The 19,077-nt window shown below is 62.1% G+C and carries 17 protein-coding genes; 4 read left to right on the top strand and 13 right to left on the bottom strand.

Annotated elements, in window-relative coordinates:
* Positions 1–12: 12 nt before the first annotated feature.
* Positions 13–321, bottom strand: coding sequence for a hypothetical protein (locus ACQRAX_RS10300; RefSeq protein WP_412037320.1), 309 nt, complete (start codon positions 319–321; stop codon positions 13–15).
* A gap of 257 nt (positions 322–578) precedes the next feature.
* A complete protein-coding gene (locus ACQRAX_RS10295; protein WP_412037806.1) occupies positions 579–2,003 on the bottom strand; it encodes a transglycosylase SLT domain-containing protein in 1,425 nt (474 codons plus the stop codon).
* 158 nt (positions 2,004–2,161) lie between these two features.
* Here ACQRAX_RS10295 and ACQRAX_RS10290 point away from each other — a divergent pair, with 158 nt between their 5' ends.
* The 3 genes from ACQRAX_RS10290 to ACQRAX_RS10280 all read left to right on the top strand — a co-directional run bounded on the left by ACQRAX_RS10290 (position 2,162) and on the right by ACQRAX_RS10280 (position 4,971).
* Positions 2,162–2,968, top strand: coding sequence for a TatD family hydrolase (locus ACQRAX_RS10290; RefSeq protein ID WP_045189856.1), 807 nt, complete (start codon positions 2,162–2,164; stop codon positions 2,966–2,968).
* 86 nt (positions 2,969–3,054) lie between these two features.
* On the top strand, positions 3,055–4,533 hold the full coding sequence (locus ACQRAX_RS10285; protein WP_412037319.1) for a methyl-accepting chemotaxis protein: 1,479 nt from the start codon (positions 3,055–3,057) through the stop codon (positions 4,531–4,533).
* Between the two features lie 75 nt (positions 4,534–4,608).
* Positions 4,609–4,971 carry an Mpo1-like protein gene (locus ACQRAX_RS10280; RefSeq protein ID WP_412037318.1) on the top strand — a complete coding sequence of 121 codons (363 nt, stop codon included), beginning with the start codon at positions 4,609–4,611 and terminating at the stop codon, positions 4,969–4,971.
* Here the strand turns inward: ACQRAX_RS10280 and ACQRAX_RS10275 are convergent.
* The 3 genes from ACQRAX_RS10275 to ACQRAX_RS10265 form a co-directional block, all read right to left on the bottom strand.
* Positions 4,968–5,768 carry an acyl-CoA thioesterase gene (locus ACQRAX_RS10275; protein WP_412037317.1) on the bottom strand — a complete coding sequence of 267 codons (801 nt, stop codon included), beginning with the start codon at positions 5,766–5,768 and terminating at the stop codon, positions 4,968–4,970. The genes ACQRAX_RS10280 and ACQRAX_RS10275 overlap by 4 nt on opposite strands.
* Before the next feature lie 81 nt (positions 5,769–5,849).
* Positions 5,850–6,617, bottom strand: coding sequence for a CHAD domain-containing protein (locus ACQRAX_RS10270; protein WP_412037316.1), 768 nt, complete (start codon positions 6,615–6,617; stop codon positions 5,850–5,852).
* Positions 6,618–6,631: 14 nt separating this feature from the next.
* Positions 6,632–6,910 carry a hypothetical protein gene (locus ACQRAX_RS10265; protein ID WP_101293256.1) on the bottom strand — a complete coding sequence of 93 codons (279 nt, stop codon included), beginning with the start codon at positions 6,908–6,910 and terminating at the stop codon, positions 6,632–6,634.
* A 156-nt stretch (positions 6,911–7,066) separates the two neighbouring features.
* On the opposite strand from ACQRAX_RS10265, the gene ACQRAX_RS10260 reads away from it, so the two are divergent.
* A complete protein-coding gene (locus ACQRAX_RS10260) occupies positions 7,067–8,107 on the top strand; it encodes a patatin-like phospholipase family protein (protein ID WP_412037315.1) in 1,041 nt (346 codons plus the stop codon).
* A gap of 114 nt (positions 8,108–8,221) precedes the next feature.
* Here the strand turns inward: ACQRAX_RS10260 and ACQRAX_RS10255 are convergent, their stop codons facing one another.
* The 8 genes from ACQRAX_RS10255 to ACQRAX_RS10220 all read right to left on the bottom strand — a co-directional run bounded on the left by ACQRAX_RS10255 (position 8,222) and on the right by ACQRAX_RS10220 (position 18,965).
* Positions 8,222–8,920: a response regulator gene (locus ACQRAX_RS10255; RefSeq protein WP_412037314.1), complete on the bottom strand. Its 699-nt coding sequence runs from the start codon at positions 8,918–8,920 to the stop codon at positions 8,222–8,224.
* On the bottom strand, positions 8,917–11,577 hold the full coding sequence (locus ACQRAX_RS10250; protein ID WP_412037313.1) for a DUF4118 domain-containing protein: 2,661 nt from the start codon (positions 11,575–11,577) through the stop codon (positions 8,917–8,919). Before ACQRAX_RS10250 ends, ACQRAX_RS10255 begins: the two co-directional genes overlap by 4 nt.
* 9 nt (positions 11,578–11,586) lie before the next feature.
* Positions 11,587–12,147, bottom strand: coding sequence for a potassium-transporting ATPase subunit KdpC (gene kdpC, locus ACQRAX_RS10245; RefSeq protein WP_412037312.1), 561 nt, complete (start codon positions 12,145–12,147; stop codon positions 11,587–11,589).
* Between the two features lie 16 nt (positions 12,148–12,163).
* The gene (kdpB, locus tag ACQRAX_RS10240) at positions 12,164–14,218 is read right to left on the bottom strand and encodes a potassium-transporting ATPase subunit KdpB (RefSeq protein ID WP_412037311.1); all 2,055 of its coding nucleotides are present in this window, start codon (positions 14,216–14,218) and stop codon (positions 12,164–12,166) included.
* Positions 14,219–14,228: 10 nt separating this feature from the next.
* The gene (gene kdpA / locus ACQRAX_RS10235) at positions 14,229–15,923 is read right to left on the bottom strand and encodes a potassium-transporting ATPase subunit KdpA (RefSeq protein WP_412037310.1); all 1,695 of its coding nucleotides are present in this window, start codon (positions 15,921–15,923) and stop codon (positions 14,229–14,231) included.
* Between the two features lie 8 nt (positions 15,924–15,931).
* Positions 15,932–16,021, bottom strand: a complete 90-nt coding sequence (gene kdpF, locus ACQRAX_RS10230; RefSeq protein ID WP_105642480.1) for a K(+)-transporting ATPase subunit F — start codon at positions 16,019–16,021, stop codon at positions 15,932–15,934.
* A gap of 115 nt (positions 16,022–16,136) precedes the next feature.
* Positions 16,137–17,834: a putative bifunctional diguanylate cyclase/phosphodiesterase gene (locus ACQRAX_RS10225; protein ID WP_412037309.1), complete on the bottom strand. Its 1,698-nt coding sequence runs from the start codon at positions 17,832–17,834 to the stop codon at positions 16,137–16,139.
* Positions 17,835–17,855: 21 nt separating this feature from the next.
* Positions 17,856–18,965 carry a methyl-accepting chemotaxis protein gene (locus tag ACQRAX_RS10220; RefSeq protein ID WP_412037805.1) on the bottom strand — a complete coding sequence of 370 codons (1,110 nt, stop codon included), beginning with the start codon at positions 18,963–18,965 and terminating at the stop codon, positions 17,856–17,858.
* Between the last annotated feature and the right edge of the window lie 112 nt (positions 18,966–19,077).

Raw genomic sequence — 19,077 nt, 5'->3', positions numbered from 1 at the left:
GGGCTGAACCGTTTATCCGCGGGTGATCAAGCCTTGCCGGGCTACCCGGGTCAGGTGGCCAATTACCTCGGCAGCGTCTTCGGCGCTGGGCGACTGGATCACTGCCAGATCAAAGCGGTCGCTGGCGAATTGCTCAAGCGAGGCACGGGTGTCGGCGAACTGAATCAGGAAGGCAGTGGCGCTGCCTTTGCGGCGCGGCCAGCCATCGAGATAGCGCAGGAGTGTGGGTTGGTGGCTTCCGCCCAGCAGAATGCGCGGCACACGGGTGGCCTGGCTGGCTGGCAGAGGGGTCAAGCAGACACTGGTACGTGGGCAACTCATGGAGTATTTCTCCGCCTCGCAGATCCCGCTGGGCTGCGGTGGGAGGCGTCACCGAACCAGCGTTTTAGCGGTATTCGGTGAACCCCTGGGAGTTCTCCTGCGCCCCGCAAGTAGCTGTTTAAATCGGCGCAAGTCAGCATCCTAGAGAAGCTGCGGGCTGAATGTCAACCCGCGGCGAAGCGCTTCTACTGAGAAAAAATAGAATTTCATACGGCAAGCACTTCGCGTTCGATTGCAGGCAAGTCAGCGCCCACCGTTCATTTGCGCCCCACCACTTTGCGCCCCTGCGGCTCCAACGAGTCACGCTCACGGTCGAAGGCCAGAAAGTACTTGTTGACACTGTTGACGTAACTGACCGGCCCCATCCCCACCTGCTCCATGGCAATACGCTCGGTCTGGAAGAACCACTGATTACCGTTCAAGCCCCGGCGCCGGGCTTCGGCGCGCATGGCCTGGACCCGCTCGGGACCGAGGTTGTAGGCCGCGAGGGTAAACGCCATACGCTCACGTTCGTTGAGCTGGTTGCTGGAGAAAAACTTGCGCCGGATCAGCGCCATGTAGCGCGCGCTGGCGCGCACATTACCGTCAACATTGCTGATATTGCTCACCCCCACCCGCTGAGCGGCGCTGGAAGTAATCTGCATCAACCCATGGGTGCCACCGGCACCGCGTGCCGAAGGATTGAGCGAGGACTCCTTGAAGGCCACCGCCGCCAGGTTCAACCAGTCAATATTCTGTTCGCTGGCATGGCGCTGCAACACCGGACGTAGGGCTTCCAGGCGCTGGCGATCCTTGCGTGCCAGCGGGTTGTGAACCCGGTACAGGCGTCGGTAGATGCGCTCGAACGCAGCGTCCTGATTTTCCGGCGGTCGATAGCCCTGAAGAAAACGGTCGACGCTGGCATGCAACATGACCGCATCGCGGCGCACATACCAGCGCATGGCCTCAGGCGCAGCGATCTGTACTTTACGGTCGATGCGCAACTTGGGCATGACCCGAGCCCAGCGCACGGCAATGGGTTGCTCAACGACGGTCAGGTGAAAGATTCCGGCATGGACCATCTCCAGGACATCTTCGACCGCCAGGGTCGGGTCAACCCATTCGACTTTGATCGGTGGCAGCTTACGCAAGGCCAGCTTCTGGTTGATTTCATGCAGGGTGTCGCCAGCGGCACTAGCGCTGGTTAGCGCCACGGTGCGCCCGGACAATTGCTCAACCCGCTGAAAACTGCGTTCACCCTTGCGCCCGACCAGCACCATGGGCACGTTGTCGACCACCGGATCGCTGGCCACCAGGCCACGGGTGGAAGTTGGATCGAGCAATTCACCTGGCGCCACCAGGTCGGCTTCACCGCGCTGTAAGGCAGCCAACAATTGCTCTTTGGCTCGCGGGATAATTTTCAGACGAATTTCCTGACCGTCGCGGGCGCGGCCATTGAGGTAGTGCTCGAATGCTCGCAAGCGATGGTACTCAACACCGACCGGCTCGCCTTTGACCTCGCCGGAACTGTTACGACTCTGGTTCACCAACACGTTGAGCACACGGCTGCTGCGAATCTGTGCAAGGTCACGGGCCTGGGTCTTGGCTGCTGCTTGTTGCGGGCCAGGCAAGCGCGCGCTGGCCGGCCCCGCCTGAAGCAGCCCGAAGCTCAGCACAATCAACAAAAACAGCGCTCGCGTCATCCGTTCGAAGGCTCGCGGGTGTGGGGTTGGCGCCATAGCTTGCAGTCGTTCCGTGACAATTGACTGCAAAAGACCACGACAACGCGTTGAAGTTCTTGGATTTATCGATTTTCCCCGAGCTTTGCTATGCTGGCCGGCTTCCGGCCTGAGGTAGCACCATGCAACTCATCGACATCGGCGTCAATCTGACCAATCCAAGTTTTGCCGACAAACACGCGGCGATTCTCGAACGTGCCGAGGCTGCCGGTGTGGTGCAAATGATGGTCACCGGTACCAGCCTTGAGGGCAGCGAGCAGGCACTTGAACTGTGTTTGTCGTTGGATGAAAGCGGCCAGCGGTTGTTCAGCACTGCCGGTGTTCACCCTCACGATGCCAGTAGCTGGAGCACGGAGAGCAGCCGCCACGTGCGTGCGTTGCTCGAGCAACCACGGGTGCGCGCGGTGGGTGAATGCGGCCTGGATTTCAACCGTGACTTTTCCCCCCGCCCCCAACAGGAAAAGGCCCTGGAAGAACAGCTGGCCCTGGCCGTCGAGTTGCAGATGCCAGTGTTTCTCCACGAGCGCGATGCCAGCGAGCGCCTGCTGGCGATCCTAAAGGATTACCGCGACCGCCTGCCCGCTGCCGTGGTGCACTGTTTTACTGGCGAACGCGCGGCGCTGTTCGGCTATCTGGACCTGGACCTGCACATCGGCATCACCGGCTGGATCTGCGATGAACGACGCGGTACCCACCTGCACCCGCTGGTCAGTAGCATCCCCCAAGGCCGGCTGATGCTGGAAAGCGATGCGCCCTACTTGCTGCCACGCAGCCTGCGACCCAAGCCGAAGAACGGCCGCAATGAGCCGGCCTACCTCACCGAAGTGCTGCGTGAAGTGGCCTTGCATCGGGGCGAAACGGCTGAGCAACTGGCAGCCCACTCCACCGCGTGCGCCCGCGCTTTCTTTGGCCTGCCGGTGATTGTTTGACGCATATCAAGGCGCACCGCTGATCGCCTCGGCACAATGATGGCACCTTGCCAACAATGTTTCCGCTCAATCAGAGAAGACCTTCCATGGGTGCCTGGCTTAGCAATATCTCCCTGAAATACAAGTTCTGGGCCGTCAATGCGGTGGCCTTTGTCACAACTCTGTTTCTGGTGCTCTACGCCGTGCACCTGGAACAGCAGGCCCGCGCTCAGGAAGCCCAAGCCAAGGCTCAGTCTGAAGCGCAATTGCTGGCAGCCTGGCCCGCCGGCCAAGCGTTGCCGCACAGCCCGTTGTGGTTGCAATACACCCCAGGGCAAGTGCCCTCGTTTGCTGACGAAAATCTGGATGCCCTGGCCAATGCCCAAGGCTGGGTCGAACTGCGTGGTCTGGCCCTGACCGGCAGCGACCCGCTCACCGGCGCTCAGGTGATCAACCGCGAAGGCCAACAGCTGGCGATCCTCGCGCCCTCCCCCAGCCTGCTGCAGGTGTTTACCGAGCGCTTCACCAACTACGCGGTTTGTGTGCTGATCCTGATGCTGGCCATGCTCTGCGCTTCGCAGTTGCTGATTCGCTTTTTGCTCAGCCAGCTCAACACCCTCAAAGACGTCATGCTACACGTGGAAAAGACCGGCGACCTCGCAGCCCGGGTGCCGTTGTCCTGCGGCGATGAAGTCGGCCAGATGGCCAGTGCCTTCAATGCCATGCAGAGCACCTACCACCGCGTGGTCAACACCGTCGCGCGCACCGCCGCGCAGCTTGATTCCGGTGCCGCCCGCCTGGCCGCGAGCATGAATGACGTGCGCCACGGCATGCTTGGTCAACAAAGCGAGACCGACCAAGCCGCCACCGCCATCAATGAGATGACCGCTACGGTCTATCACATTGCCCAGCATGCCGGTGCCACCCGCGATTTGTCGCAGAGTGCCGACTCCCTGGCCGGTAGTGGCCAACAAGTGGTTAGCCGCGTGCAGACCTCGATTTCCGGGCTGTCCAGCGGCGTGCAGCAGACTGCCGAAATGATTCGCCAACTGGCCGAAGACAGCCAGAAGATCAACGGCGTGGTCGGGGTGATCCACAGCATTGCCGAGCAAACCAACCTGCTGGCCCTTAACGCCGCCATTGAAGCCGCCCGCGCTGGCGACCTCGGTCGTGGCTTTGCCGTGGTCGCCGATGAAGTGCGCAATCTGGCCAAGCGTGTTCAGGCCTCCACTGATGAGATCACCACCATGGTTTCAGCGTTGCAGGCCGGCACCCGCGACGCGGTGGATTTCATGCAAGAAAGCTCGTTCAAGGCCGACGACTGCGTGCAGCAGGCCCAGGAGGCCGGTGCGGCCTTGGCTGAGATCACCAGTGCAGTGGCGCAGATGCGTGAAAGCAACACCCAGATCGCCGTCGCCGCCGAACAGCAAAGTCAGGTTGCCGAAGAAATGAACCGGGCGGTGGTAAGCATTCGCGACGTCACTGAAGAGACCGTGCAGCAGACTGTCGACTCGGCCACCACCAGCAGCGAGCTGGCGACCCTGGCCGGTGAACTGAACAAGGCCATCGGCCAACTCAAGCTATAAGGCCGATAGCCGGCGCTCATTGGCCCCCTGGCGGGGGCCACACTATTCTTCAAGCAGAACCTTGAGGAATTGCCCATGAGCAAACGCTTACCCAACCTGCCCGCCTGGCAATGGCGAGGCTACCACCACAATCACCGCAACCCGACCAACCTGGTGTTGCACCTGATTGCCGTGCCGCTGTTCATCCTCGGCGTACTGCTGGTGCTGTCAGGGTTGTTCTCACTGGATCTGGGGCAATTGGCCGTCGGCGTCATCGCCCTGATCGCCGGCCTTGGCTTGCAACGCCAAGGCCATCGCCTGGAGGCCGAACAACCGGAGCCGTTCAGCAACCGTAAAGATGCCATCGGTCGCCTGCTGGTCGAGCAATTCATCACCTTTCCGCGCTTTGTCCTCAGCGGCGCCTGGTGGCGGGCCTGGCGTGACCGCCATCGCCACTAGGCGAAAACAGTCACCGTTTGCCGGCTGATCGCCAACAGCTCACCCGAGGCAGTCCACAGCGCAGCGGCGGCATGCCCGTAACCATCGCGGGCATGCTCGGTCTGCGCACAGTACTTGAACCAGTCATGGGTGGTCAGGCTCGGCACTGGCTGAATGAACTCGATGGTCCAGGTCAGGGTGCTACCGGCTGCAGGCCTGTTCAGGTGCGACAGCAAGGTGGGCGGCCAGGCATCGACCAGTGCCAGCAGGTGCGCTTCACTCAGGGTCTCATCGCCGCCATCGTCACGCAGGCTGACCCAGCCGCCCATGTTGCGCGATGGGTTGTTGCTGAAAGGAATGCCGCCAATCGCCCAGCGCAGCGACACGTGGCGCATGAATTCAGGGGTCACGCCCTTGATATAGGGCAGCTCGGCAGTTGACGCTTCCAGGCTCTTCATTTCAATCGCAGGCAGCGCCGCAACTTCGATCACCGAATCGCGTCCGCCACCAAAGCTGCCCTGGATCAGGGTCACCACCTGGCCATTTTGCACGGCGCGGCCCAACAGCGAACTGACCGCCTTGCCTTCGCGCAGCAGCTCCACTTCAAAGCTGATCGGCACCTCAGGCTCGGCCGGGCCGACAAAGGTGATTGCCAGAGAACGCACCGGACGACCGGGCGAAGTCTTGGCGCGCATCGCTTCGTACAGCAAAGCTGCCATCAAGCCACCGAAACAAGCGCGCCCTTGGGCCCAACTGGCATCAATGGTGACCGCCTGGGGATGCAAGCGGACTGCCTTGAGCAATTGCGAGAAATTCATGCCGATCTCATCCATGGGAAAAGTCTGATCTTAACCAGCAGCAGCGCCTGCGACAGCCCGCATTTCGGACATATCAGCGGCTTATCGCTGCGCCAATAGCGCTTGCAAGCGCTCAAGGGTGGCATCGGCACGCTGTTCGGCGACGTGCAGTTGCGCCTGCCACTGTTCGACACATGGCACCAGGTCGGGCTGCTGCTCGGCCTGCAGCAACCACTGCACCCGATCATGCCAGTCACCCAGGTCGCCCTGGGCGCGCTTGAGTGCACGCTGCAAACGACGCCCGGCATGTTCCAGTTGTGGGTAAGCCTCAGCGCCATAGCGCACGCGTTTGATCAACAGGCGCAGGCGATGGCGGTCATGCGCGGGATCAACCAGCGCTTGGCGCAGCTTCTTCCACTGTTTCTCCAAACGCTTGTCGATGCGCTTGTGCAGGCGGCGGATCAGCCCTTCCCGTTCGGCGGCCCGCAGGAAAATCGGAAAGGCATCGATAATCGCCAGCAGGCGCCCAAGCTCAGCGCTGTCGGCGACACTGGCGAAGGTTTGCCGACGCTGCGCCAGACGCTGGTGCGCAGCGGCTAATTGCTGACGTTCAAGCAATTGCGCAGCCAGCACCTCTCGATCACGCAGCGGCGTGGTCAACGTGCCCAATGCCTTGGCCGCACCCTCCAGTTGCTCGACCCCGGGCAATTCACGCAGGGGGCGCAGCAAGCTGCGCAAACGCCGGGTGCTGGTGCGCAGATCGTGCAGCGCCTCGCTGTCAGTATCCGCCGCCAATCGCGCCTGACACGCGAGCAAACGCACCTGCAGTGTCAGGACCTGGGCAATCACATGGTCGAGCATGACCGACATGGTGTTCTCCTGTGTCAGCGACCGGCGCGAGATTCACGAATGTAGAAGCGCGCTTTTTCCGCTTTGTTGCTGCACCCTTCGAATGCTTCGAACTGTTGCTGTGTCTTGGCCCCGGTCAACAACGACAGCGCCTTGGAGTAACTCACCGTGCCGGCAAAGCCTTCAGCCTTGGCCAGATCGAGTTCCTTCCAGGCCGAGTCCAACTGATTGGCGCAACTGTCGCGGTAGGCGGTCTTGCCAGCACAACCCGCCAAGAGCAACGCAATCAGCGGCAGGGAAATCCAGGCTTTCATCGGTGATTCCTCAAAAGAAATGTTCAGAGTGGCGTGTTCGACGGCTACAAAGAAGAAAAGTGCCCTGCAAAGCGTAGCGCAGCGCGCATGGCGATTGAAGCACAGACACGAATGGGCGCATTGTTAGACCTCGATGGAGAACAACCTGGAGCCATCATGAGTAAACGCGTGGCATTAGTATTGGGCTCGGGCGGGGCCCGTGGGTATGCGCACATTGGCGTAATCGAAGAACTGGAACGCCGCGGTTATGACATCGCCTGCGTGGCAGGCTGCTCCATGGGCGCGGTGATTGGCGGCATTTATGCGGCCGGAAAACTTGAGGAGTATCGCAACTGGATCGAGAGCCTGGACTACCTGGACGTGTTGCGCCTGGTGGATGTGAGCTTCCGTCTGGGGGCCATTCGCGGTGAAAAGGTCTTCGGGCAGATTCGCAAGATCGTGGGCGAAATGAATATCGAAGAACTGCGCATCCCCTACACGGCAGTGGCCGCCGACCTTACCAACCAGCAGGAAATCTGGTTCCAGGAAGGTTGCCTGCATCAGGCCATGCGCGCCTCGGCGGCGATCCCCAGCTTGTTCACGCCGGTGGTGCAAGGCAACCGCATGCTGGTTGACGGCGGCATTCTCAACCCCTTGCCGATCATCCCGGTGGTCTCCAGCCATTGCGACTTGATCATTGCCGTGAACCTCAACTCGACCAACCAGAAGCAGTACCAGTTGCCAGTGATCGAACGCCCGGCAGCCTTCAAGCTGCGCTTTGACAACCTGATCAGCTCGCTGGGATCGCACCTGCCGTTCCGGCGCAAGCAAGCCGAACAACTGATGCGCATCGAAGCGGAACTCACGCCGCAAGCCGCGCAGATTCCCAACCCTTGGCTCAGTGATGCGGCCGACCCCGAGGCCCAGCAGCCAGCAGCCGCCCCGGAGAGCTCCGGCGCACCGAAATCAGCGGCGGGGTCGTTCATCATCGATAACGTTGGGCCGGCGTCACTGCTGGACCTGATCAACCAGAGCTTTGAAGTGATGCAGACCTCGCTGGCGCAGTACAAGATTGCCGGCTATCCGCCGGATGTGCTGATCAACGTACCCAAACGAGTGTGTCGCTTTTTCGAGTTCTACAAAGCACCGGAGCTGATTGCGTTGGGCAGGGAAATTGCTCGCGATACGCTGGATAACTATGAGGCCGAGCGGCGCTGAGTTGTCTGTTGTGGGAGCGGGCCTTGCCAGCGATGCATTACCGCGTAGCAACTGACACCGCGCCGATGCCATCGCCAGCAAGGCTGGCTCCTACAGAAAAACAGCCAGCACAGCTTAGCTCTGTTCCGGCCCCACCAGGCGATAGCCTACTCCGGGCTCGGTGATGATGAAGCGCGGCGCTGTCGGGTCATCCCCCAGTTTCTGCCGCACGTGGGCGACAACAATGCGCAGGTAATGGCTGTCATCGACATGGGTAGGCCCCCAGATGTCTTTGAGCAGTTGCTGCTGAGTGATCACCCGCCCTGGATGCGTGGCCAACTGTGCCAGTAGCGCATACTCCTTGCGAGTCAACGCAATCTCGACACCGTCAAGGGTCACCTTGCGAAAGGCCAGGTCAACCGTCAACGGGCCGAAACTCGGTGCCACATCGGCAGCCGTCGCCTGTGGCGCCTGGCGCAGCAGCGCCCGCACCCGGGCGAGAAACTCCTGAATGCCGAACGGCTTGGTCACATAGTCGTTGGCACCGTTGTCCAGCGCTTCGACCTTCTGGATTTCGCTGGCCCGCACCGACAACACCAAGACCGGCACCGGGCTCCATTCGCGCAACTCGCGCAGTACCTGCTGGCCGTCCATGTCCGGCAGGCCCAGGTCCAGCACCACCAGATCAGGCCGGGCCAATGCGGCCTGGGTCAAGCCTTCGGCGCCGGTAGCCGCCTCCAGCACCTTGTACCCCTGGGAGCTGAGGCTGATGCGCAGAAACTTGCGGATCTGTGGTTCGTCATCGATGACCAGCAGGGTGGCGATCTGGCTCATGCTGCTTCGCTTTCAGGCTCAGGTTGAGTCGGCAGTGGCAAGCATAATGTGATGCACGTGCCGTGACCATCGATACCCTCACCGACCAGGATATGCCCACCGTGGGCGCCGATCATGCCCTGACAGATCGCCAGCCCAAGACCTGTGCCCTGCCCGCCCCGGTCGCCACGGGCGGCGGTGTAGAACATGTCAAAAATCTTCTCGCGATCAGCCGGAGGAATACCCGGGCCTTCGTCGCTAACCGCGAAACGCAATTGTTCGTCCGCAACTACTACGTGCAGTTGCAGGCGCCCATTGGCTGGGGAAAAGCGCGCGGCGTTCTCCAGTACATTGACCAGCGCCTGCTCGATCAAGGCAGCATGCACAAACAGCAGCGGCAAACCGTCCGGCACCTCGGTGCTCACCTGCAATGGCGCTAAGACCACGCGCAGGCGGTTGAGCGCACTGCCGACGATGTCGGTGGGCGCCACCCAGTCACGGGCCAGCTTCAGGCCGCCATGGCCGAGGCGGGTCATGTCCAGCAGATTCTGAATGTAACGGTCCAGCCGCTCGGCTTCATTGCGCGTGCCTTCGAGCAACTCCTGGCGGTCTGCTGGCGGAATGGCCTCACCCAGGGCCAACAGGCTGTCGATGCTGCCGCGCATGGCGGTCAACGGCGTGCGCAGGTCGTGGGATACCGAAGCCAGCAAGGCGCTGCGCAACTGCTCGGTTTCGCCGTGTAAACGCGCCGCTTCCAACTGTTCAGCCAAACGCGCCCGGGCCAACGCCTGGGCCAAGGGCTGGCTCAAGGCTTTAAGCAGACGCCGATGCTGCGGTGTGAGACTCTGGCCCTGGCGTGGACGCACACCAAGCAACGCCAAGGGCTGCTCTTCCACCGACAACGGCCACCACCACCAACGTCCATTGGGCAAGGTATCGCTGCCTAAACCCGCCGCCTGATCGTGCTGCCAGGCCCAATCGGCGGCCGCGCGTTCGTTGTCGCTAAACTGCACATTGCCACCACTGACAACCTGCAGACGCGCTTCGACGTCACGTTCCAGCAAGCACACCTGCACATCATTCCAGCCATCAAGGTGTTGCCCAGCGGCATTGAACACCGCCTGGCGGTCGGTGGCGGCGGTCAGCTTGCGCGACAGATCGAGCAACTGGTTGGTCTGTTCCTGGGTTTCGCGCAACGCCTGCAACTGGCGGCGCTGACGTGCAGCCAGGTTGCCGGTAAGCGCCGCCATCAGCAGAAAGAACAGCGAGGTCAGTACATCTTCTTCTCGCTGGATGCTGAAGGAGAAGTTCGGCGGGATAAACAGAAAATCATAGGTCAGGAACGACATCACCGCGCAGGCCAGCGCAGGCCCCAGACTACTACGTACCGCCACCAGCAACACGGCGGCAAGAAACACCAACGAGATATTCGGCAGCGCCAGGACCGCAGAAACCCCCCAGGCAATCCCGGTAGCCAGCAAGGTGGCGACCAGCGCCAGCAGGTAGTGACGCCAGACCCAGACCTTTTTCGCCGCCGCACTCGGGGGTTCAGGCCGGTCGTCACGGTCAAGCACATTGATTTCCAGGCCATGGGCCTCACGCAACAGGCGCGTGGCCACCCCGGCACCGAACAACCGTCGGCGCAGACGATTGCGCGACTGGCCAACCAACACCAGGTTAGCGCGCCGTTCCAGAGCATGCTGGATCAGGGTCTTGGCCACTTCCCCTGCACGCAATAAAACCACTTCGCCACCCAGGCGTTCAGCCAATTGCTGGGCCGCCTGCAAACGCTGGCGGGCGGTTTCATCGCGCAGCCTGCCGTTGTCGACATGCACCAGGCTCCACGGCAGGTGCCGACGCTGGGCTACCCGGCTGGCATGACGCACCAAACGTTCGGCCTGAGCATCGCCATCGACACCGACCAGCAAACGGCCACGCAAGGACGGTGCGTCCTGCCCAAGCTGACGATAACCATGCGCCAGGTCAGCATCGACCTGGGCCGCCGCCGTCTGCATCGCCAGCTCACGCAGTGCTGTGAGGTTGGTCTGGCTGAAAAAGGCATCGATTGCTGCGCGCGCCTGCTCGGGCACATACACCTTGCCTTCGCGCAGGCGCTCGAGCAGCTCACGCGGTGGCAGGTCAATCAGCACCAGCTCGAAGGCTTCCTGCAGCACCCAGTCCGGAAGGGTTTCGCGCACCTGCACGCCGGTAATACCGCGCACCTGATCATTGAGGCTTTCCAGGTGCTGGACGTTGACTGTGGTGTAGACGTCGATACCGGCGGCCAACAGCTCCTGCACATCCTGCCAGCGCTTGGTGTGGCGACTGCCGGGGGCGTTGCTGTGGGCCAACTCGTCGACCAGCGCCAATTGCGGTGCGGCCTTGAGCAGGCCATCGAGGTCCATTTCCTCCAACTGCACGCCACGGTACTCGGAGCGCACCGGAGGTTGTTGCGTCAGACCGGCAAGCAAGGCTTCAGTTTCGGCCCGGCCATGGGTCTCCACCACCGCCGCCAGCACCTGCACACCTTGGCGCAGCTGGGCATGAGCGGCCTGGAGCATGGCGTAGGTCTTGCCCACGCCTGGCGCTGCACCGAGGAACACTTTGAGCCTGCCGCGCCCTTCGCGCGGCAGCCCGGCCAACAACGCATCAGCGCGTTCGGAATTGCTATCGCTCACTGCTGTTCCTTATTTCGAAACCGGGGCGAGCCGTTCGAGGGCTGCGTTCAACGTCAGTACATTGACCACCGGCGGACCGATCAATGGCTGCAGGGTGGACTGCTCGACCAGGCCTTGCAAGGCCTCTGTGCTGACGTGCCGCGCCGCGGCTACCCGTGCCAGCTGATAAGCCACCGCGGCAGGAGACAAATGCGGGTCCAGGCCGCTGCCGGAGGTGGTCAGCAGGTCCAGCGGTACTGCGCCTTGCGCCTCGATGTACTGCTGAGTGGCGCTGTCATTGATGCGCTGGGCCAGCGCCGGGTTGCTCGCTGCCAGGTTACTGGCACCGCTGGCGACGGTGGCATAATCTGCCGCCGAGGGTCGCGAATGGAACCAGGCATCGCCCTTGAAAGCCTGGGCAATCAGCAATGAACCGCGCACCTTTCCTTGCTCATCGCGCAGCAGGCTGCCGTTGGCCTGCGCGGGAAAAGCCAGCTGGGCCACCCCGGTGACTACCAACGGGTACACCGCGCCAGTGATCAGGGTCATCAGCAGAATCAGGCTCACGGCCGGACGTAGATAAGTGGTCATGGTCATCTCCTTGGTCTCAGACCAGGTGCAAAGCAGTGAGCAGCATGTCGATCAGCTTGATCCCGGCAAAGGGGACGATCAGCCCGCCCAGCCCATAGATCAGCAAGTTGCGTCGCAACAGGTGCGCGGCGCTTGCCGCCTGTACCCGCACCCCACGCAAAGCCAGGGGTATCAGCACAACAATGATCAGCGCGTTAAAGACAATGGCCGAGACAATCGCACTCTGCGGGCTGCTCAGGTGCATGAGGTTGAGCACACCCAATTGCGGGTAGATCGCTGCGAACAGCGCCGGCAGGATGGCGAAGTACTTGGCCACGTCGTTGGCAATCGAGAAGGTGGTCAAGGCACCGCGCGTCACCAGCAGCTCCTTGCCGACCTGAACCACATCCAGCAGTTTGGTCGGGTCACTGTCCAGATCGACCATATTGGCGGCTTCGCGAGCGGCCTGGGTGCCATCGTTCATGGCCATGCCGACATCGGCCTGGGCCAGCGCTGGCGCGTCGTTGGCCCCGTCGCCGCACATGGCAACCAGGCGCCCGTCATTTTGCTCCTGGCGAATACGCGCCAGTTTTTTCTCCGGCGTGGCTTCGGCAAGCACGTCATCGACCCCGGCTTCGGCGGCAATCGCCGCCGCGGTCAGTGGGTTGTCACCGGTGACCATCACCGTGCGGATACCCAGCTTGCGCAGTTCGGCAAAGCGCTCGCGAATCCCTGGTTTGACCACATCCTTGAGGTGAATCGCGCCGAGCAGGCGCTTATCGACACACACCAGCAAGGGCGTGCCGCCACTCTGGGCGATCTTGTCCACTTCGCGGGCCAGGGCCGCAGGCATGTCCAGACGCTGCATACCCACAAAGGCCAGCACGGAATCGACCGCGCCTTTGCGAAAGCGGCGCTGCTGAAAATCCACCCCGGACAAGCGGGTCTCGGCACTGAAGGCTACTGGCGTGAGTTGATCACTGCCGGGTTCGCTGAAGACGTGCGACTGGCGCAGGTATTCGACAATCGACTTGCCCTCGGCCGTGTCGTCCGCCAGCGAAGCGAGCAAGGCGCCCTCGCCCAGTTCCTTGCTGCTCACACCCGGTGCTGCATGCAAGGCGCTGCAACGACGATTGCCAAAGGTGATGGTGCCGGTCTTGTCGAGCATCAATACATGCACGTCACCAGCGGCTTCCACAGCACGTCCGGAACGGGCAATCACGTTCAGGCGCACCAACCGATCCATACCGGCGATACCGATGGCGGACAGCAGCCCACCGATGGTGGTCGGGATCAGGGTAACCAGCAGCGCCACCAGGAACACCAGCGGCAGGCTGCCACCGGCAAAATGGGCGAACGGCTGCAAGGTAACCACGACCACCAGAAAGATCATGCTCAGGCCAATCAGCAAAATATCCAGAGCGATCTCGTTGGGCGTCTTCTGACGCTTGGCGCCTTCGACCAAGGCGATCATGCGGTCCAGGGTCGACTCGCCGGGGTTGCTGGTGATGCGGATCAGCAACCAGTCAGAAACCAGCCGGGTATTGCCGGTAACTGCGGATCGATCGCCTCCGGATTCACGAATCACCGGTGCGGACTCACCGGTGATTGCCGCTTCGTTCACAGCGGCGATACCTTCAATCACTTCGCCGTCACCGGGAATCATTTCACCGGCCACTACCTTGACCACATCGTCTTTGCGCAGGCGGGTGGCGGCGACCTCCTCGAAACTGCCCGAGGCCGTGCGACGCCGCGCACTCAAGCCTTGGCTACCCGCTTTCAGGCTGTCAGCACGGGCTTTGCCGCGGCCTTCGGCCAGGGCTTCGGCGAAGTTGGCGAACAACACGGTAAACCACAGCCACAGCGCAATCTGCACCGCCACCGAGGTCGGCACTTCGGCATCCGGCAGCAGGCACAGCAAGGTGGTGAAAATCGCCGTCAGCTCGACCACCAGCATCACCGGTGAGCGTTTGAGCTGGCGCGGATCGAGTTTGACGAACGCCTGCACCAGGGCCGGGCGCCACAACGCAGCGAAACGGGTCCGTGCCGCTGGGGCCTGGGCCGCTTTCACTTCAGGAATCGGCATATTCATGATTCGCTCCTCAGAAACCCAGGCTCAGGTGTTCAGTGATCGGGCCCAAGGCCAGGGCCGGCAAGAAGGTCAGGCCACCGATCAACAGGATGGTGACAACCAGTAAGGTGGCGAACAACGGACCATGGGTGGGGAAACTGTTTTCGCTCACAGGTGCAGCTTTCTTCATCGCCAGGCTGCCGGCCAAGGCCAGTACGGGCAGGATGTAGCCGAAGCGACCGATCAGCATGCCCAGCCCCAGCATCACGTTGTGAAAGGGCGTGTTGGCCCCGAAGCCGGCAAAGGCCGAACCGTTGTTGGCACTGGCCGAGGTATAGGCGTAGAGCAGCTGGCTGAAGCCATGGGCGCCGGGGTTGGTGACTGCCGCCGCCGGGCCAGGCAGGCTCGCCGCCAGCGCACCGAGCACCAGCACGCCGACCGGCATCACCAGCAGGGTCGCGACCAGCAGTTGCACCTCGCGGGCCTGGAGTTTCTTGCCGAGGTATTCTGGCGTGCGCCCAATCATCAAGCCGGCCAGGAACACTGCGATCAAGACGTTGAGCAACATGCCGTAGAGCCCGGCACCGACGCCGCCGAAGATCACCTCGCCAACCATCATGTTGACCAGTGCGACCATGCCGCTGATGGGATTGAGGCTGTCGTGCATGTTGTTCACCGAGCCGTTGGAAGCTGCGGTGGTGGTCACGGTCCACAGCACACTGGCAGTGGTGCCGAAGCGGTTTTCTTTACCTTCGAGCGGTGCCGTCTGCTCCACGTGTGGGTTGCTCAGGCTCGGGTTGGCCTGGTACTCGGACCACAGCGCCGTGCCGCCGCCAATCAGGAACAACGTCAGCATGCAGGCGATGATCGCCCGGCTCTGGCGCAGGTCTTTGACGTAGTGACCGAAGGTGAACACCAGCGCCGCCGGGATCAGAATGATCGAAGCCATTTCAAACAGGTTGCTCCAGGCCGTCGGGTTTTCGAACGGGTGCGCCGAGTTAACGCCGAAAAATCCGCCACCGTTGGTACCCAGTTGCTTGATCGCGATCTGACTGGCCGCCGGGCCCAGCGGGATCGTCTGATCAGCACCTTGCAGGGTCAGGGCCTGGACATAGTGGCCGAAGGTCTGCGGCACGCCCTGCCAGACCAGAAACAAGGCCAGCAACAGGCACAGCGGCAGCAAGCCATAGAGGGTGGCGCGGGTCATGTCGACCCAGAAATTTCCCAAGGTCTGCGCCGAGCGCCGGGCAATGCCGCGACACAGGGCAACCAGCACGGCCAGGCCGGTGGCGGCACTGACAAAGTTCTGCACGGTCAGGCCGATCATCTGACTGAGGTAGCTGACCGAGGCTTCACCGCTATAGCCCTGCCAGTTGGTGTTGGTGACGAAACTCACCGCCGTGTTGAACGCCAGCGACCACTCCTGGCCCGGCAAGTGCTGTGGGTTGAGCGGCAGATAACCCTGCAACAACAGCACCGCAAAGACCAAGACGAAACCCGTCAGGTTGAAGGCGAGCAAGGCCAGGGTGTACTGTTTCCAGTTGTGTTCCGTGTCGGTGCGCACCCCGGCCAGGCGGTAGCAACCCTGTTCCACCGGCCGCAGAACCGGCAACAGCCAGGTGCGCTGGCCCTCCATCACCTTGTAGTAAAAACGCCCGAGCCAAGGTGCCGGGACCAGCACCAGCGCAAAGAACGCCAGCAGCAACGCATAATCGTAACTGTGCATGGTCGCTCCTAACCCCGGTCAGCGCGCAGCAGCGCGACCATCAGGTAGATCATCAACGCCACTGCCAACAGCAGTGACACGCCGTCCAGAATGCTCATCGAAACTCTCCGTCCTTACGGCACTTCGCCGCTGACGGTTATTGTCCCGAGAGCCCCTGTAAAGGTGCGAGACGCGGAGCCTGACTAAGCCATAAAGAATGCGTAAAGAACGCCTTCAATGCCCTGCCAGGGCCTGCCATTGCGGCGGCTGCGCGTAATTGGCGACCCAATCGGCGACGTCCTCGGCCGGCATCGGGCGGGCGATGCCATAGCCCTGGGCAACATCACAGCCCAGGCCCATCAGCAACTGACCGTGTTCAACGCTCTCCAGGCCCTCGGCGATTACCTGGCGGCCAAATGCCCGGGCCAGGCCGATCACCGCGCGGGTCAGGGCCAGGTCGTCATGGTCATGGAGGATGTCACGCACGAACGACTTGTCGATCTTGATGGTGCGGGTCGGCAAGCGCTTGAGGTAGCTCAGCGACGAGTAGCCAGTGCCAAAATCATCCAGTGAAAACAGCACGCCCAATTGCTGGCAGTCTTCCAGGCATTGGCTGACGCGCTGGATATTTTCGATCGCCACTGACTCGACAATCTCCAGATCGAGCATCTGCGGTGCCACCGCCGGATGGCGCGCCAACAAACGCTTGAGACGTTCGACAAAGTCGCTGCGCTGAACGTGGCGGGCGGCGATGTTGACGCTCACCGGCCAAACATGGCCGGTCTGCTGCCAGCGCTGCATCTGCGCCATGGCCTGGGCGATCACCCACTCGCCGATGTCGACAATCAGGTCGGTCTTTTCCACCAGTGGCAGGAAATCGGCCGGCGCCACCAAGCCCTTGAGCGGGTGCTGCCAACGCAACAGGGCCTCGAAACCGAGCACCTGACCACTGCGCATGTTGACCTTGGGCTGGTAGTGCAGGCACAGCTCGCCCTTGATCAGGGCCTGACGCACGCGGGCCACGGTCTGGTGGGTCGCCTTGACCTCACGGTCCAGCGACACGTCGAACAGATGGTAGCGGTTGCGGCCACTCTGCTTGGCCACGTAAAGCGCCTGATCGGCATGACGCACAAGAGTGTCAGCATCTTCGTTGTCGAGGGGGAACAGGGTTACGCCGATACTGGCGCTGACACTGACCTCACGATCACGAATCGAATACGGCGCGGCGATCGCTTTGAGCACACGCTGCAGCGCTGCCTGCAGCTCCTTGGGTTGCTGCACATGACGCAAGATCAGCACGAACTCATCGCCGGAAAGTCGTGCCACGGCATCGCCGCCGCGCAAAATCCCCTTCAAACGATTGGCCACTTCCACCAGCAACAAGTCACCGCTGGCATGGCCGTAGCCGTCATTGACCGCCTTGAAACCGTCGAGGTCGAGCATGCACACCGCCAGCGCGATGTCTTCGCGGCGGGAAAATTCCAACGCCTGATTAAGCAGATCGGAAAGGTAGGCACGGTTGGGCAACCCAGTCAGCACATCATGCCCCACCCGCCACTGCAGGGTATGCAGGAGCTGGCGTTTCTCGGTCACGTCGAAGCGAATCGAGACATACTTGCGCACCCGGCCACTGGCCGGATCGATCAGCGGTACCATGGTGCTGTCGACCCAATACAACGAGCCGTCCTTGGTGCGGTTGCAGATCTCGCCCTTCCACACTTTGCCGGCCACCAAGGCACGCCACATGCCGTCAAAAAAGGCCGGATCGTGTAGACCGGAATTGAGAATGCGGTGATTAGCCCCGAGCAATTCGTCACGCCGGTAACCGGAGATGCTGCAGAACTGCTCGTTAACGTAAGTAATCCGGCCACTGAGGTCGGTTTCGGAAAAAATCGCGGCCGCATCAACGGCCGTGCGGTAATTATCGTCCATGAAAGCTCTCGTACCCGAGGGTCAGCGATTGAAGCGCTCGACCAGGGCACGCAGGCCCAAAGAAATTTGTTCAAGCTCTGCGCCGCGACTGGCGGCGGCATTGGCATTGTGCGCGGTGTGCTGCACCGTACCGGCCACCCGGGTGATCTGCGCGCAGACCTCCTCGGCAACCGACGACTGCTCTTCAGAAGCCGCCGCCATTTGCTGGCTCATAGCACTGATCCGCTCCACCGCCCCTCGAATACCCTGCAAGGCCTGCTGCGCCTCAAGCACGCGAGCGACGCCGTGCTCAGCCTCTTCAATGCCCAGGCTGGCAATACTCACCGCTTCATCGGCGCCGGCACGCAGGGTCTCGATAATGCCCTGGATCTGGACGGTCGAGTGCCGGGTCTTACCGGCCAGGGCCCGCACCTCATCGGCGACCACGGCAAAGCCGCGGCCCTGCTCACCCGCGCGGGCAGCTTCGATGGCGGCATTGAGGGCCAACAGGTTGGTTTGATCGGCAATGCTGCGAATCACTTCAGCGGCCAGGGAGATGTCTTGAGTCTGGCCAGCCAGGTGGGTCACGGCTTGGTTGATCTGGCTGACGGTGCTGGCCAGCAACTGGATCGCCTCACGCATGGTGCCTGCCACTTCACTGCCCTGCCCGGCCAGTTGGTTGGCGGTGTGCGCTTCACCAGCGGTTTCCTGCACGTGGCGCGCGACCTCGGCAATCGAGGCGGCCATCTCGGTCATGGCGGTGGCGGTCATGTCGGTTTCGGCGCGCTGCTCAAGCAAGGCGGTTTCGGTGGTGCGCGACAAACCGCTGGAGTCGCTGGCCGCTTCGCTCATTTGCACTGCCAGATCGCTCAGACGGGTCAGTGCGGTTTTCAGCCGTGCCTCTTCACTGATCAGGATCAGTTGCAACTGCGCGGCCGGGCCCAACGCATCACTGAAGGTCAGCGCCACGATCGGGTCGGCGAAGGTGTTACCTGAGCACTGGACAATCCGCGCCAACTGCCGCCCCAAGCGTTGATGCGCCCACACGCCGACCAAGCCGAACAGTCCCAAGGTGAGGCTTTGGCCTGGCCAGCCAGGCAGCAGATACTGCGCGCCGACCGCGGCTGCGCCTGCCAACAGCGGCACCGCCATAACCTGCGCCAACAGCGCCAGACGTCGCCCAGCCGCCACCGCTGGCTTACCCTCACGCAAGCGCGCATAGAGTGCTTCGGCACGGCGCACCTGTTCGCGGCTTGGTTTGACC

This window comes from Pseudomonas sp. UM16, assembly GCF_050312595.1.
Lineage (GTDB): Bacteria > Pseudomonadota > Gammaproteobacteria > Pseudomonadales > Pseudomonadaceae > Aquipseudomonas.
Note: the sequence above shows the minus strand (reverse complement) of the source record. Positions and strands in the feature narration are given on the sequence as shown.

Excerpts from the sequence above, each read along its gene's own strand:
- ACQRAX_RS10300 (WP_412037320.1), bottom strand. The coding sequence starts at position 321 with ATGAGTTGCCCACGTACCAGTGTCTGCTTGACCCCTCTGCCAGCCAGC.
- ACQRAX_RS10295 (WP_412037806.1), bottom strand. The coding sequence starts at position 2,003 with ATGACGCGAGCGCTGTTTTTGTTGATTGTGCTGAGCTTCGGGCTGCTT.
- ACQRAX_RS10290 (WP_045189856.1), top strand. The coding sequence starts at position 2,162 with ATGCAACTCATCGACATCGGCGTCAATCTGACCAATCCAAGTTTTGCC.
- ACQRAX_RS10285 (WP_412037319.1), top strand. The coding sequence starts at position 3,055 with ATGGGTGCCTGGCTTAGCAATATCTCCCTGAAATACAAGTTCTGGGCC.
- ACQRAX_RS10280 (WP_412037318.1), top strand. The coding sequence starts at position 4,609 with ATGAGCAAACGCTTACCCAACCTGCCCGCCTGGCAATGGCGAGGCTAC.
- ACQRAX_RS10275 (WP_412037317.1), bottom strand. The coding sequence starts at position 5,768 with ATGAATTTCTCGCAATTGCTCAAGGCAGTCCGCTTGCATCCCCAGGCG.
- ACQRAX_RS10270 (WP_412037316.1), bottom strand. The coding sequence starts at position 6,617 with ATGTCGGTCATGCTCGACCATGTGATTGCCCAGGTCCTGACACTGCAG.
- ACQRAX_RS10265 (WP_101293256.1), bottom strand. The coding sequence starts at position 6,910 with ATGAAAGCCTGGATTTCCCTGCCGCTGATTGCGTTGCTCTTGGCGGGT.
- ACQRAX_RS10260 (WP_412037315.1), top strand. The coding sequence starts at position 7,067 with ATGAGTAAACGCGTGGCATTAGTATTGGGCTCGGGCGGGGCCCGTGGG.
- ACQRAX_RS10255 (WP_412037314.1), bottom strand. The coding sequence starts at position 8,920 with ATGAGCCAGATCGCCACCCTGCTGGTCATCGATGACGAACCACAGATC.
- kdpC (WP_412037312.1), bottom strand. The coding sequence starts at position 12,147 with ATGACCACTTATCTACGTCCGGCCGTGAGCCTGATTCTGCTGATGACC.
- kdpB (WP_412037311.1), bottom strand. The coding sequence starts at position 14,218 with ATGAATATGCCGATTCCTGAAGTGAAAGCGGCCCAGGCCCCAGCGGCA.
- kdpA (WP_412037310.1), bottom strand. The coding sequence starts at position 15,923 with ATGCACAGTTACGATTATGCGTTGCTGCTGGCGTTCTTTGCGCTGGTG.
- kdpF (WP_105642480.1), bottom strand. The coding sequence starts at position 16,021 with ATGAGCATTCTGGACGGCGTGTCACTGCTGTTGGCAGTGGCGTTGATG.
- ACQRAX_RS10225 (WP_412037309.1), bottom strand. The coding sequence starts at position 17,834 with ATGGACGATAATTACCGCACGGCCGTTGATGCGGCCGCGATTTTTTCC.
- ACQRAX_RS10220 (WP_412037805.1), bottom strand. The coding sequence starts at position 18,965 with ATGGCGGTGCCGCTGTTGGCAGGCGCAGCCGCGGTCGGCGCGCAGTAT.